This window comes from Roseovarius sp. ZX-A-9, from assembly GCF_028369135.1.
GTDB lineage: Bacteria > Pseudomonadota > Alphaproteobacteria > Rhodobacterales > Rhodobacteraceae > Roseovarius.
The window spans coordinates 1-13,257 of the sequence record NZ_JAPWHW010000027.1 but is presented as its reverse complement, the minus strand read 5'-3'; the positions used below and the strand labels follow the sequence as shown (position 1 = coordinate 13,257).

The 13,257-nt window shown below is 64.8% G+C and carries 14 protein-coding genes and 1 riboswitch; of the genes, 7 read left to right on the top strand and 7 right to left on the bottom strand.

What is annotated here, in order from left to right:
* Positions 1-903: a DMT family transporter gene (locus tag O3306_RS19705; protein WP_272010513.1), complete on the top strand. Its 903-nt coding sequence runs from the start codon at positions 1-3 to the stop codon at positions 901-903.
* Here the strand turns inward: O3306_RS19705 and O3306_RS19700 are convergent.
* The 3 genes from O3306_RS19700 to O3306_RS19690 form a co-directional block, all read right to left on the bottom strand.
* Positions 866-1,573: an NUDIX hydrolase gene (locus O3306_RS19700; protein WP_272010511.1), complete on the bottom strand. Its 708-nt coding sequence runs from the start codon at positions 1,571-1,573 to the stop codon at positions 866-868. The two genes, O3306_RS19705 and O3306_RS19700, sit on opposite strands and share 38 nt — an antisense overlap.
* Positions 1,574-1,602: 29 nt before the next feature.
* The gene (locus O3306_RS19695; RefSeq protein ID WP_272010509.1) at positions 1,603-2,007 is read right to left on the bottom strand and encodes a DUF983 domain-containing protein; all 405 of its coding nucleotides are present in this window, start codon (positions 2,005-2,007) and stop codon (positions 1,603-1,605) included.
* Positions 2,008-2,266: 259 nt separating this feature from the next.
* Entirely contained in the window at positions 2,267-3,667 is a 1,401-nt protein-coding gene (locus O3306_RS19690) for a diguanylate cyclase (RefSeq protein WP_272010507.1), read from the bottom strand.
* An 85-nt stretch (positions 3,668-3,752) separates the two neighbouring features.
* On the opposite strand from O3306_RS19690, the gene O3306_RS19685 reads away from it, so the two are divergent.
* The 4 genes from O3306_RS19685 (at position 3,753) to O3306_RS19670 (ending at position 7,324) form a co-directional block, all read left to right on the top strand.
* Positions 3,753-4,037 carry a DUF3572 domain-containing protein gene (locus O3306_RS19685; protein WP_272010505.1) on the top strand — a complete coding sequence of 95 codons (285 nt, stop codon included), beginning with the start codon at positions 3,753-3,755 and terminating at the stop codon, positions 4,035-4,037.
* Entirely contained in the window at positions 4,034-4,735 is a 702-nt protein-coding gene (locus O3306_RS19680; protein ID WP_272010503.1) for an HAD family hydrolase, read from the top strand. The genes O3306_RS19685 and O3306_RS19680 overlap by 4 nt, the downstream gene beginning before the upstream one ends.
* On the top strand, positions 4,732-5,610 hold the full coding sequence (locus O3306_RS19675; RefSeq protein WP_272010501.1) for a DMT family transporter: 879 nt from the start codon (positions 4,732-4,734) through the stop codon (positions 5,608-5,610). Before O3306_RS19680 ends, O3306_RS19675 begins: the two co-directional genes overlap by 4 nt.
* A 151-nt stretch (positions 5,611-5,761) precedes the next feature.
* On the top strand, positions 5,762-7,324 hold the full coding sequence (locus O3306_RS19670; protein ID WP_272010499.1) for a trimethylamine methyltransferase family protein: 1,563 nt from the start codon (positions 5,762-5,764) through the stop codon (positions 7,322-7,324).
* A 112-nt stretch (positions 7,325-7,436) separates the two neighbouring features.
* Here the strand turns inward: O3306_RS19670 and O3306_RS19665 are convergent, their stop codons facing one another.
* Genes O3306_RS19665 through O3306_RS19650 form a run of 4 tightly spaced genes read right to left on the bottom strand, consistent with a single transcriptional unit; the run spans position 7,437 to position 10,531 of the window.
* Positions 7,437-8,192 (bottom strand): ABC transporter permease, encoded by a 756-nt coding sequence (locus tag O3306_RS19665; RefSeq protein WP_272010497.1) that lies wholly within the window; start codon positions 8,190-8,192, stop codon positions 7,437-7,439.
* Positions 8,189-8,911: an ABC transporter ATP-binding protein gene (locus O3306_RS19660; protein WP_272010495.1), complete on the bottom strand. Its 723-nt coding sequence runs from the start codon at positions 8,909-8,911 to the stop codon at positions 8,189-8,191. The genes O3306_RS19665 and O3306_RS19660 overlap by 4 nt, the downstream gene beginning before the upstream one ends.
* Position 8,912: 1 nt before the next feature.
* Positions 8,913-9,587 (bottom strand): thiaminase II, encoded by a 675-nt coding sequence (tenA, locus tag O3306_RS19655; protein WP_272010493.1) that lies wholly within the window; start codon positions 9,585-9,587, stop codon positions 8,913-8,915.
* The gene (locus O3306_RS19650; protein ID WP_272010491.1) at positions 9,584-10,531 is read right to left on the bottom strand and encodes an ABC transporter substrate-binding protein; all 948 of its coding nucleotides are present in this window, start codon (positions 10,529-10,531) and stop codon (positions 9,584-9,586) included. Before O3306_RS19650 ends, tenA begins: the two co-directional genes overlap by 4 nt.
* Positions 10,532-10,691: 160 nt before the next feature.
* A riboswitch (TPP riboswitch) is annotated at positions 10,692-10,795 on the bottom strand.
* A 136-nt stretch (positions 10,796-10,931) separates the two neighbouring features.
* Here O3306_RS19650 and O3306_RS19645 point away from each other — a divergent pair.
* Both O3306_RS19645 and O3306_RS19640 read left to right on the top strand, forming a co-directional pair.
* Positions 10,932-12,683: a DUF4153 domain-containing protein gene (locus O3306_RS19645; RefSeq protein WP_272010489.1), complete on the top strand. Its 1,752-nt coding sequence runs from the start codon at positions 10,932-10,934 to the stop codon at positions 12,681-12,683.
* Between the two features lie 73 nt (positions 12,684-12,756).
* Complete coding sequence (locus O3306_RS19640) at positions 12,757-13,155, top strand: heme NO-binding domain-containing protein (RefSeq protein ID WP_334312365.1); 399 nt, start codon at positions 12,757-12,759, stop codon at positions 13,153-13,155.
* The last annotated feature ends 102 nt before the right edge of the window (positions 13,156-13,257 follow it).

Sequence of the window (13,257 nt, the reverse complement as noted above, 5' to 3'; positions counted from 1 at the left end):
ATGGAAGCCTGGATCATTCTTGCCATCGCCGCCGCCGCGTTTCAGACGCTGCGCTTCATGCTGCAAAAAACGCTGAGCACCGCCACGCTGTCGGCCGGTGGCGCGACCTTTGCGCGGTTTTTCTATTCCGTGCCTTTCGTCCTCACGCTGGCCGCCGGGTATCTGGTGTGGACAGGGACTGCGCTGCCGGGGTTTTCGGGGCGGTTCTGGATATTCGCACTGGCAGGTGGGCTGGCGCAGGTTCTGGCGACATGGTGTGTTGTGGCGCTGTTCTCGCAGCGCAACTTTGCGGTCGGCATCACGTTCAAGAAAACCGAAGTCGTGCAGACGGCAATTGTCGGCCTCATCGTGTTGGGGGACCGGATCAGCCTGCTGGGCCTCAGCGCGATCGTGCTGGGCCTTGTAGGGGTTCTGATCCTGTCCGATACGCCAGATCTGACCGGGCGCTGGCACCGCCGGATCGTCAACCGGGCGGCGGGGCTTGGTCTGTTGTCAGGCGCGCTCTTCGCCATATCCGCGGTGGGCTATCGTGGTGCCACGCTGGAGATCGCGAGCGACGATGCATTGATGCGGGCGCTGATTACGCTGGCGGCGGTTACTGTCTCGCAGACAATCGGCATGGCGGCGTGGCTGGCGTGGCGTGAAAAGGGGCAGATCACCAGCGTGGTCGCGGCGCGGCGCACGGCGGTCTGGATGGGACTGACCGGCATGTGCGGCAGCCTGTGCTGGTTTACTGCCTTCACGTTGCAGAACGCGGCCTATGTCTTTGCGGTGGGGCAGGTCGAGGTGATCTTCTCGCTGGCAGCGTCGGTCTTGTTCTTTGGCGAAAAGGTGACGGCGCGCGAAGGCGTCGGGATCGCGCTGATCACTCTGTCGGTGATGGCTGTGGGCGTCTTCCTTTAAGGCGCAGGAAGAGGCTTTCTTCGTCATCGTTGCGAAAGAACGGAACCGATGCAGGCGGTTCGGGATCACCGGCGCGCGCCGCGATTTCGGCCAGTACAACTTCGGTGATGAAGGGCAGGTCAAAACGCCGCGCGTCCTTCAGCGGCACCCATTGCAGATGCGACAGCTCTTCGCAGGCGGCGCTGAAATCGTCGAGGTCGCTGGCTATGTGGTCTGCATCCGCAAGAAAGAACCGCGCGTCAAACCGGCGTGGTCGGCCCGGCGGGGTGATCGCCCGAAAGACGAACTGCAGCCCCGAGGCATCCGGCAAATGCCCGGTCTGCGCGTAGCTCTGCCAGTCGGTCGGGACTGTACCGTCCCAGTCGCCCGGCTGGCCAAGGATCAGGCCGGTTTCCTCCCACAGCTCGCGAATCGCGGCGACAGCCAGCGGGTGCGCAAGGTCGCGCGCCGTGTCCTCGCAGAGCCGTTCGGCGCAGAGCGGGGGCAGGGGGCGGGCCAGAGGTATATCCGTGTCCCCGGCATCGACCGCGCCGCCGGGAAACACGAACTTGTTGGGCATGAACGCCGCCTGCGCGCCACGCTGTCCCATGAGGACATGCGGCGCGGAGGTCGGATCGCGCAGGACGATTACGGTTGCGGCATCGCGAAGCCTGGATTTGTCTACTGTCATGCCCGCCTTCTTTCCGTATAGGATCGGCGTCAGGTGTTGTTTCCGAACCCGTGCATCTGCCGAGCCCATTGAAACGCCACGACGCAGCCTTTCAGTCTGGGCAGAAGGTAGAGTGACAAGCTGACGCAGCCAATAGCGAATATGGTGAAGAGCACCATAGGTTCGGGCCGGAACTGCACGAAAGCGATATGCAGCAACGGGGCCATGATGTGCCCGACGATCAGGATGGTAAGGTATGCCGGGCCATCGTCAGCGCGGTGGTGCGACAGGTCCTGGCGGCACACGGTGCAGGTGTCGCGGACCTTGAGATAGCTTTTCATCAATGGACCAGAGCCGCAATTGGGGCATTTGCGGCGAAACCCCCGGCGCAGCGCAGGCCAGAGTTCGCGCTCTTGCGCGGGTGCATCAATGATTTCGGCGGTGTTATTGGACATCGGGAGCCTCTGATTTATCTACTTGGAAAATGGTCGATCACGCGCCTGAATGAAAGGGGTTGCGACGCCTTGCGTCGCCATGTCGCGCGTTCGACGGCGTGATCAGGCATCGGTGATCGTCAAGATTCCGGAGGGTCGCGTCGCCCACCGGGCTGCCAGAACTTGCCGAGGCGACGCGGTAGAAGTTGTCCGAATCTGTTACGGGGGCATCGTGCCGATAGCGAAGCGGCGCAAGCCGCGCAGCATCCGAAGCCGCGCCTCAGGCGGCGGATGTGGCGCTGTAGGTGACCGTGTTGCGCCCGCGGGCCTTGGCCCCGTAGAGCGCGCGGTCGGCGTCCTCAAGCACGTTATCCAGGTCGAGCGGTCCGCGTGCGCCTTCAGCGCGATTGTCATGGACCAGTGTCACGCCGATGCTGACCGTCACATGTGCGGGCGGGGCACCGCCCGGCAGAGCGATGGCCGCAGCGCCGATGATCTGGCACAGCCTGTCCGCCGTCCCCCGCGCCACGGCGCTGGGTGTGTCGGGTAGCACGATTAGAAACTCCTCTCCGCCGATGCGCGCGATCATGTCACCGTCACGCAGATTTCCCTGCAAGAGCGCCGCCACCTGGCGCAGAACGGCGTCGCCCGCCACCTGGCCGAACGTATCGTTAACCTGTTTGAAATGATCGAGGTCGGCAACCATCACCGCGAAAGGCTTGGGGTGTTCATCCGGTGTCTCGATCAGTTGCCGCAGGAATGGCATGGCAAAACGGCGATTGTAGAGTCCGGTCAGCGGGTCGATCAATGCGGCCCGCAGCCCGTCCTGAACACGACACCGGAGATGATCGGCAACCTTTTTGCGCTGCATCTGGTTGTTGATCCGCAGCGCCAGTTCGGATGCATCGGTGGACCCGGTCATGATGTCGCTTGCTCCCATGTCGAGCAATGTAGCGGTCAGGCGCGGGGCGGTATTCTGGACGACGACGATGATCTTGCTGTGGCGTGTGTCAGGTGACGCCCTCAGTTCTGCCATGACTTTCAGCCCGGTCTCGCGGTTTTCCCAGTTGGTGAGGATCACGAAGATGTCGGTCCGGCGCGCGCCGACCTGCGCCGACATGGGTTGATCGGTGGCGATGATCGCCAGGCGGTGCGTGGTGCACTGCGCCAGCCTGGCCCGCAGGGCCAAGGCCTCTGCCCGGTTCTGGGCGACGATGGCAATCTGGCCGCGGTTGGCAAAACTGCTTTGGGCCTCGGCGAACCCGGCGGCACCGCCGGGGCCGGCGTTGAGGCGCAACTCCTGCAGGTTGTGATGCTGTCGCAGGAGGCTGCGGATTTTTGCCATCAGGACACGCTCATCCATCGGCTGCGACAGAACATCGTTTGCCCCGGCCCTCAGGGCGGCGATGCGGCCCGGCTGATCATCGACGTTCAGCAGGATGACGACGGGAATGGCGGCCAGATCGGGCCGCGCGCGCAATCGTTCGATGAACGCAGCACTGTCCGCGTCGGGCAATGTCGCACTTGCAATGATCATATCGGGCGGGGTGATCGTGGCCGCGCGCAGCGCTTCGGCGGCGCTGGCGGCCTGGCTGACGCGGAAATGAGCCGCGGTCAGCTTGACCTTCAGGACGATCCTGTTGGTCGCGACGGCGTCGACGATCATGATGTTCCCTGACATGGGCCGTTGCCTTTCTGACTTGCCCTTTTTGCAAGTCCGACTATCCATGGGAGAAGTTAAGAAAACCTTTCCGGGATTGTTAAGAATGGCTCAAACGCAAGAGTCCGCCGAAACGATCGGCCTGAAATGTCTGGCCTGGCTGATCGGCAACGAGGATTTGCTGCCGGTCTTCATGGGCGCATCAGGCGCGTCCGAGGCCGATCTGCGGGCCGGTGCGAACGATCCTGCCTATCTTGGGTCGGTGCTGGACTTCGTGTTGATGGATGATGCCTGGGTGATTGGTTTTTGCGAGGCCGAAGGTCTGCAATACGAGGCATTGCGCCACGCACGCGCGGCCCTGCCGGGCGGACAAGAGGTAAACTGGACATGAGCAGCGCACGCGATATCGGCGGGATCGTCTTTGACAAGGACGGTACGCTGTTCGACTTTCACACCACCTGGGCTGGTTGGACGCTGCGCCTGATGCAAGCGTTGTCAGAGACCCACGGCGTTCCGATGCAGCGCCTTGCCGATGCGGTCGACTTTGACCTGGTTGCGGCGCGCATCTCTCCCAGCAGCCCGCTGATCGCCGCCACCAATCGCGACTGTGCCGAGGCGTTGGCCGCCGCCCTGCCGGGCATTGATATCGACGCGCTGGAGCGTGAAATGATGCTCAGTTCGGCGGATGTGCCACTGGCGCCATCCGTACCGCTGTCGCCTTTCCTCGTCGGGCTGCGCGGGCGTGGTCTGCGCCTTGGCGTGATGACCAATGACACAGAGTACGGCGCGCATGCCCATCTGCGCAGCGCGGGTGTGCAGGACCTGTTCGATTTCATCGCCGGTTTTGACAGTGGCCACGGGGCCAAGCCCGCGCCTGACCCGCTGCTGGCCTTTGCCCGCGCCGCCGGGGTCGCGCCAGAGCGGGTCGTGATGGTCGGCGACAGCACCCATGACCTGATCGCGGGCCGCCGTGCGGGTATGCATACGATCGGCGTGCTGACCGGCATCGCCGCGCAAGATGAGCTGGCGCCGCATGCCGATGTCGTGCTGCCCGATATCGGCCATATCCCTGCCTGGCTGGACGCGTGACGCGGCATCCGCTCTTTGGGCTGGGGCTGGCGCTCTTCGGGGCGCTGGTGCTGACGCCGGATGCGATGCTGATGCGCCTGTCGCAGATGGACGGCGTGCAGATGATGGCCTGGCGCGGGCTGAGCATGGGCAGCGTGATGGTCGCCGGATGGGCCCTGTTCAGCCGCACGCGGCGCGCGGATATCGCGGCTGGGGCCACGTGGTTCGGCGCAATGATCGTGCTGTGCCAATCCGTCAATTCGGCGCTGTTCTGCCTCGGCATCGCCACTGCGCCGGTTGCAGTCGTGTTGTTCGGCGTGGCCACCGTGCCGGTATTTTCCGCCCTCTTTGCCTGGGCTCTTCTGGGAGACTGGGCGCGCCCGGCCACCTGGCTGACGATTGCGGCAGTGCTGACCGGCATCGGCGTCGCGGTCTTTGGAAGTCATTCGGGTGAGATCGGGTTCGATTGGGCATCAGCGCTCGGGGCAGCGGCCGGGCTGGGGGTCGCCATGGCGCTGGCGCTTAACTTTGTCGTGCTGCGGGCGCAGCCCGATCTGCCGATTGCGCTGTTGATTGGGCTGGGCGCGCTTTGCAGCGGGGTGATCGGCATAGTGCTGACGGACATAGAGGCGATGCCCGATGGCCGGCTTTGGGCGATGATCCTGACCGGGGCGGTGGTGCTGCCGATCTCGTTCTTCTCGCTGTCGCTTGCTACGCGTTACACGCCCGCGTCCAATGTCAGCTTGCTGTTGCTGCTCGAGACGGTGTTGGGGCCGCTCTGGGTGTGGCTGGCGCTGGGTGAGGCGGCGAGCCCCACGATGCTGTTGGGCGGCGCGATTGTGGTGCTGAGCCTGGCGCTCTATCTGCTGAACGAACGTCGCGTGGTTCTGCGGTAGCGTTGCGTCGGCTGAACAGCCACGCCTCGGCGCGCGATCGCGTTGAATGCGTTTTTATCCTCCAAAAGCGACCGGTTTCGTCGCAAAGCGTCGAACTGCGCCGCGTTCAGCGTGCTTGTCTTGGGGCAGGCAATGGATGAGGAGACCAAGCATGGCCGATTCCCCCAAACGCAGGAAACGTGGCGGCGGCCGCGCGGGCAACGCAGACCGTCGTGGCAGCGCCGTGATCGAGCAGATGCCTTGGGCGCCGCCGATCAACCTGGACCGCCCCACCGAACCGCTGGATGAAGAGGGGGTCATGGCGATCCATGACGGCGCCATGCGGATCCTCGAAGAGATCGGGATGGCAATCCTCAACCCCGAGGCGCTGGAGGTGTTTCGCGCTTCGGGGGGCTGTACCATCGACGGTGAAAACGTGCGGATGGGCCGCGATTTCGTGATGGAGCATGTAGCCAAGGCCCCGGAAGAGTGGACGATCACCCCGCGCAACCCGGACCATGCCATCACCCTCGGCGGCAGGCATCTCAACTTTGGCAACGTCTCTTCGCCGCCCAGCTACTGGGACATGGAGATCGGCAAGAAGGTGACCGGCACGCGCGAAATGTGCCAGAACTTGTTGAAACTGAGCCAGTATTTCAACTGCATCCATTTCGTCGGCGGGTACCCGGTGGAGCCGCAGGACATCCATGCCAGCATCCGCCATCTCGATGTGCTCTATGACAAGCTGACACTCACGGACAAGGTGGCGCATGCCTATTGCCTGGGCCGCGAACGGGTCGAGGACGTGATGGAGATGGTGCGCATCGCCGGGGGGCACAGCCACGAAGAGTTCGAGACCGGCCCCAAGATGTACACCAACATCAATTCGACCTCGCCGCTCAAGCATGATTACCCGATGCTGGACGGTTGGATGCGGCTGGCGCGACGCAATCAAGGCCTTGTTGTTACACCATTTACCCTGGCTGGCGCGATGGCGCCGGTCACGATGTCGGGCGCCGTGGCGCAGAGCATCGCAGAGGGGCTGGTGGCGGTGGTGCTGGCGCAACTGATCCGCCCCGGAGCGGCCTGTGCCATCGGCACATTCACCTCTAACGTAGACATGAAATCAGGGGCGCCGGCGTTCGGCACGCCGGAATACATGCGCGCCACGCAGATGACCGGGCAACTGGCGCGGTTCTACAAGCTGCCAATGCGGGCCTCTGGTGTTTGCGCGGCCAACGTCCCCGACGGGCAGGCGATGTGGGAAACATCCAACAGCATGTGGTCAGCTGTGCAGTCGGGCGCGCATATGGTCTACCACGCGGCCGGCTGGCTGGAGGGCGGGTTGATTGCCAGCCCGGAGAAATTCGTGATGGATTGTGAAATTCTCCAGCATATCCAACGCTATATGGATCCGTCTTTGACTGCGACCGGCCCGGACGAGATCGCGCTGGAGGCGATCCGCGAAGTGGACGGAAAAGGGCATTATTTCGGCATCCAGCACACGCAGGACCGGTACACGACAGCGTTCTACCAGCCCTTTCTCAGCGACTGGCGCAACTTCGAGGCATGGGAGGCCGCCGGGGCGGTTTGGACGGCGCAACGGGCGCATCAGACCTACCGAGACATCGTCTCCAGCTTCGAGGCGCCGCCGATGGACGAGGCGATCCGCGAGGAACTGGCAGCGTTTGTTGCGCGGCGCAAATCAGAGGGTGGGGCGCCGACGGATTTCTGACGATCCCCTGAAATGCAGCGTCGGTAACGCGTCGGTATTCTGTCGGTCTCACGTCGGTGCGGGGCCTCAGATGTTTTGCCGGATCATCCCATCTTCATTTTGCTAAAAATACTCAAAGCGCATTCTCGCCGCCGCGTGTCCGGTCGAGGGTCGCGCGGCATGCCCGGTCCACGGCGGCATGCAGCAGCACCGTGAACACCGCCAGCACGATGAGGGCTGCGAACATCAGGTCGGTCTTGGCGCGGCCATTGGCCAGCAGCATGAGATAGCCGAGCCCTTTGGATGCGCCCACCCATTCGCCGATGATTGCGCCGATGGGGGCATAGACAGCCGCCAGCCGCAGGCCAGAGGCAAAGCCGGGCAGGGCGCTGGGCACCTGGATGCGCCACATGATGCGCGCGGGCGTGGCCCCCATCACGCGCGCCATGTCGAGCCACGGTTGCGGCGTCCGCATCAGCGCGTCAAAGAAGGCCGATGTGACCGGGAAATAGATGATCAGCAGCGCCATCACGATTTTTGACCCCATCCCGTAGCCGAACCAGAGCGTCAGGATCGGGGCCAGGGCAAAGACCGGCACGGCCTGGCTGAAGACCAGCATCGGGCGCACCAGTTGTCGGGCAATGGCAGAGGCCGCAAGGCCGATGGCCGTGGCACCGCCCAGCACACCGCCAAGGACCAGACCGGCCAGCACCTCGACCATCGTGACCCATGCGTTCTCCGCGATGATCTGGCGGCTGGTCCAGAGCGTTTCGGCCACGCGCAGGGGGCCGGGCAGGATGAAGGGCGGCATGCCCCCGAGGGTGACTACCGCCTGCCAGAGTGCCAGCGCGAAAAAGGTCGAGGCGAATATGGCGGTGTTACGGCTCATGGTGCCTCTCGCAAGCGTGCCAGCAGGCGGCCCTGGGTTTGCAGTGCTTCGGGATCGTCCACGTGGCGCGGGACGGGCGAGGCCGGGGCCGGGTGATCCTCGATCCCGGTTTCGGTCAGGATTGCAATCTGGTCACCCAGACGTGCGGCCTCGGCCGGATCGTGGGTGACCATGATCACGGTGCGGCCGCGCAGCCGGTCCGCGGTCATTTCCTGCATCAACAGGCGCGTACGGGCATCGAGCGCCGAGAATGGCTCGTCCAGCAGGACGATGGGCCGATCCTCCATCAAGGTCCGCGCAAGGGCGGCTCGCTGACGTTGCCCGCCCGACAGCGTGTCTGGACGTTTGTCAGCGTGATCGGACAGGCCCACGGAAGCCAGCACGTGGTTTGCGCGATCGGTATCGGGACGCTCGCCGCGCAATCGGCTGCCGAGCATGACATTGTCGGTGATGCTGAGCCACGGCATCAGCAGCGGGTCCTGCGCCATCATCGCGATGCGGCCCGCGAGGGGCGCGCCATCGGTGGCGGTGATCTGTCCGTCAAGCGTGGCCTCGTCCGCGACCCCGGCGATCAGGCGCAGCAGGGTCGATTTGCCCACGCCCGAGGGGCCGAGCAGGCAGGTCCAGCGCCCGGCAGGCACTTCGAGCCGGATCGGGGCAAGCACCGGCACTGTGCCGATGCGTGCTGATCCGTTGATGATGAGGCCGGGCGCGTTCATGTCACGGTGCCAGTCCCATGTCCCAGAACCGCACTTCCAGCCGCGTGGCCGTGGTGAATCGGTTCTGGATCGCGGCCCAGCGGGGGCTGGATTGCGGCTGCGGGCCAAGGCGGCGCAGCACGGCCCCGTCGATGAGGGCGCCGACCTCCCTGCAGACGCGCTGATTGTCAGCCCCTGCATAGGTGTCGATCCATTCGCGGTAGGGCGTTTCGCCCGCCTCGGCCCCCAGACGTGCGCCAATTTCGCCATATCCCATGACGCAAGGCGCGAGTGCGGCCAGCAGATCGAGGAAATCGCCGGAATGGCCCGCGTCCAGCACATAGCGGGTATAGGCGAGGTTTTCCTCGCGCTCGGAGGCGGCGAACACGTCTTCTTCTTTCAGCCCTTCGCGGGCGCAGGTCTCCACATGCAGCGCGATTTCCTCGTTCAGCAGGGCATCGAGCGTGCGGGTGGCAAAGCGCATTTCCTCGACCGTTTCGGCCTTGGTCACGGCCAGCGCCCAGGCGCGCGAGAAGTGGACCAGGAAGCTGTAATCCTGCACGAGGTAATGCAGGTAGGCCTCCCGGGGCAGAGTGCCATCGCCCAGCCCTTCGACAAAGGCGTGGTGCGTATAGGCGCGCCAGTGCCCTTCGGCTCCGGCGCGCCATGCGGCAAAGGTTTGGCCGTAGGTGGTCATTCGGCACCCAGATCGATGGCCAGTTCGGAAACGGGGCGCACGGTGTCGATCAGTCCGGCCTCGGCCAGGAATGCCTCGAACCCGGCGTAGCGCGCGGAATCGACTGCCGAGGGGCGCAGGGCAAAGCGCGGCAGGGTGTCGGTCCATGCGCGTTTGTTCAGCTCGTCGTCCAGTTCTGCCGAAGTGGATTTGAAGATTTCCCAGCTCTCGTCAGGGTGGTTGACGATATATTGCGTCGCCAGTTCGGTGGCGCGCAGGAAGCGCAGGATCGCGTCGTCGTTGCGGGTGTCCGCGTTTGCAACGTAGATCAGCTCGTCATAGGGGGGCACGCCCTCTTCCTCGAGGAAGAAGCAGCGACCGGGTTGGCCTTCGATGTCCATCTGGTTGAGTTCGAAATTGCGGTAGGCCCCGAGGACGGCATCGACCTGACCGGACATGACGGACGGCCCGAGCGACCAGTTGACGTTGATCATCTCGACATCATCCAGCCCGAAGCCGTGGGGCCGGAAAATCGCGGCCAAGAGCGCCTCTTCGACGCCTGCGACGGAAAAGCCGATCTTGGCGCCTTTCAGTTCGGCGATGGACTTGATCGGGCTGCTGTCGAGCACCAGCAGGCAGTTGAGCGGGCTGGCGATCAGCGTGCCGACGCGCACCAGCGGCAGGCCTTCGGCGACCTGCAGATGCAGCTGTGGCTGGTAGGACAGGGCCAGATCGGCCTTGCCGGCGGCGACCATCTTGGGCGGGGCGGAGGGATCGGCGGGGGCGATGACCTCGACCTCCAGGCCCTGAGCGGCGAAATAGCCGCGTTCCTGGGCGATCACGATGGGGCCGTGATTGGGATTGACGAACCAGTCGAGGATGAGGGTCAGCTTGTCCTGCGCATGGGCGGGAGTTGTGACGGGGAGTGCGACCAGCAGGGCCAGCGCGAGGGTGAGCAGTCTCATGACATATGTCTCCTTGGGGAACAGGTCTTGAATGCGCCGGGCAAAAGCGGCGGCGCGCGTGCGGAACGGGGAACCGGGCGGGGGGGCAACAAGCTGCATCATCGTCTCCTCGCATGGGTCACGGGCAAGGAGGCGGGACATATGCGCAAGCCGGATTTCGGCCAATGCATGCTCCGTTCCCTACGCCGGTATTGACCGGATCAGGTTCGGTGGGTTGGCAGATTGCCTCTCAGCCCCTTTGCAGGAGCACCCCAACGGATGGCTGCGGTCTAGCAAGTGGCGCGGGCGGGGGCAAGCCCCGGGCGGTGATGTGGGCCGCAATGCACGCCGGACCTGTTCAAGGGGCTGCGCGCTTGGCATATATGCAGGGCAAAGATGCAGGTTGGGCAGGAGACGGGTGATGGCAGAGCAAACCGGCAACACGGTGATGCGTGGCTCTCTTGCGCTGACCGGCGCGGTGGCGGGGTTGGCGCTCTGGGCGCTGTTCGACGTGATCCCCGATCTGGTGACGAACGCGCGGCTGGTGCTGTTTCTGGTGGCGGGGGGATGCGCCTTTTTCGGCGTGCTGCTGGCGCTGATCGGGCCGGTGCGGCTGATCCCTGCGGTCATGGCGGCGGCGGCGCTCAGCGTGGTGGCCAGCTTGCTGCTGATCTGGGCCAGCTTTCGCTACGATCTGGCAGAGACGTTCCTGGACACCGAGCATCACGTGCTGGCCTTTGCCTACATGCTGGCGATTGCCGTGCCCTTCGTGTCGGCGGGCCTGCAGGAGGCCGGTGGCTGGCGTCAATACGATCTGTTGTTCGACACGTCCTGGACCATCGTTGTGCGTTCTGCGGCTGCGCTGCTCTTTGTGGCGGTGGTCTGGGGCGTGGTGATGTTGTCGGATGCGCTGTTGGGCCTTGTCGGGATCACCGCCATCGACTGGCTGCTGGAGATCGACCCGGTGCCGTGGCTGCTGAGCGGTCTGGCGCTGGGCCTGGGGCTGGCGATCGTGCATGAGCTGAGCGAGTTCATCTCGCCTTTCCTGATCATCCAGCTTTTGCGGGTGTTGCTGCCGGTGCTGCTGCTGGTGCTGGGCATCTTTATTCTGGCGTTGCCGTTCCGGGGCCTGGGCGGGCTGTTTGGCGGGTTCTCGGCGGCGGCGACGCTGATTGCGGTCAGCCTCGCGGCGATCACGCTGATCACGACCGCGGTGCACCGTGATGACGATCAGGCCGTCGAAGGCTACATGGTCGCGATGACCAAGGCATTGGCGCTTCTGATGCCGGTCCCGGCGCTGCTGGCGCTCTACGCGATATGGGTGCGGATTGGGCAATACGGGCTGACGCCGGACCGGATGGCGGGGCTGATCGCGGCGGCGGTGGTCGTGATCTATGCGCTGGCCTATGTGGGGGCGGTGCTGGGCCGGGACAGGTGGGCAGCGCGGCTGCGCGGGGCGAACCGGTGGATGGCCCTGATGACCATCGCGATCGCCGCGCTGTGGCTGACGCCGGTGCTGAATGCCGAGCGCCTGTCGGTCGCCAGCCAGGTGGCACGCGCCGAGGCCGGTGTGCCACCCAAGGAACTGGCCCTGTGGGAAATGACACATGAATGGGGCCGGGCGGGCCGTGCCGGTCTGGTGCGGGTTCTGGACCTGACGGATCGCCCCGATCACGCCGAACTGGTCGAGGCGGTGGCAAGCGCCCGGGCGGCCAAATCCCGCTGGGCTTATGAGCGCGGGCAGGACGACCTGAAGATCGACTCGCTGGACGACATCGTGCCGCTGCGCCCTGAGGGGGTCAGCCTGCCCGTCGGGGCCTTCGACAAGCTGAGCGAACGCGACCGGCGGCAGTTGCACGAGGCCTGCGCGCGTACGCTGCCGGGCGGCCATCCGGCCTGCGTTCTGGTGCTGGCCGATTATGATCCGCTGCGCCCCTATCCGCAGGCCATCGTCCTGTTCGCTCCGCAGGACGACCGGGTGCGGCTGCTGGCGCTGGACCTGCGCGGTGATACGCTGGTGGCGCGCGGCGCCCCCGTTCAGCCGGGCGCGGGTAGTCTGACGTTGCTGGAGCCGCAGAGCATCATCGACGTGCTGGAGGGCCGGTTCGAGATCACGCCGGTGCCGCGCAACGTGCTGGATATCGGCGGGATCAGGCTGATGCCGCAGGACTGACGCTGCGTCGGCGTTGAGGAGATGTTAAGCCTCTGCTGCGATCCTGCCTGTCGCATCTGAGACGGAGCAGGATATGCACGGGCTGATCAACCGGGCCATCGAAAGGTTCGTTCGCGACACCTATGGGCGCGATACATGGCATCATGTGATGCGCCTTGCCGGGCTGGAATTTACCGCGTTCGAGGCGATGCTGAGCTATGAGGAACATACCACGCTGGATGTGCTGGCCGCGGCGCAGGATGTGCTGGGCCGCCCGGTGCCCGACACCCTGGAGGATATCGGCACCTACCTTGTTTCACACCCCAAGACCGAAGCATTGCGCCGCCTGCTGCGGTTCGGTGGCAGCAGCTTTCCTGAATTCCTGCACTCGCTGGATGATCTGCCAGCGCGGGCGCGGCTGGCGGTGCCGGACCTGGAGCTGCCGCAGCTGGTGTCAACGCCGTTTGAACTTTCCCCAGAAGTGCCGAAGTAAAATTCCCCACTTGCACGGGTCCGGCGATCAGCCGGTTTCAGTGATCTGCCGCTCCATTTTTGGTTTTTGGGGGCCGTCCGCGGCGCTTCGGCGGCGGCGGCG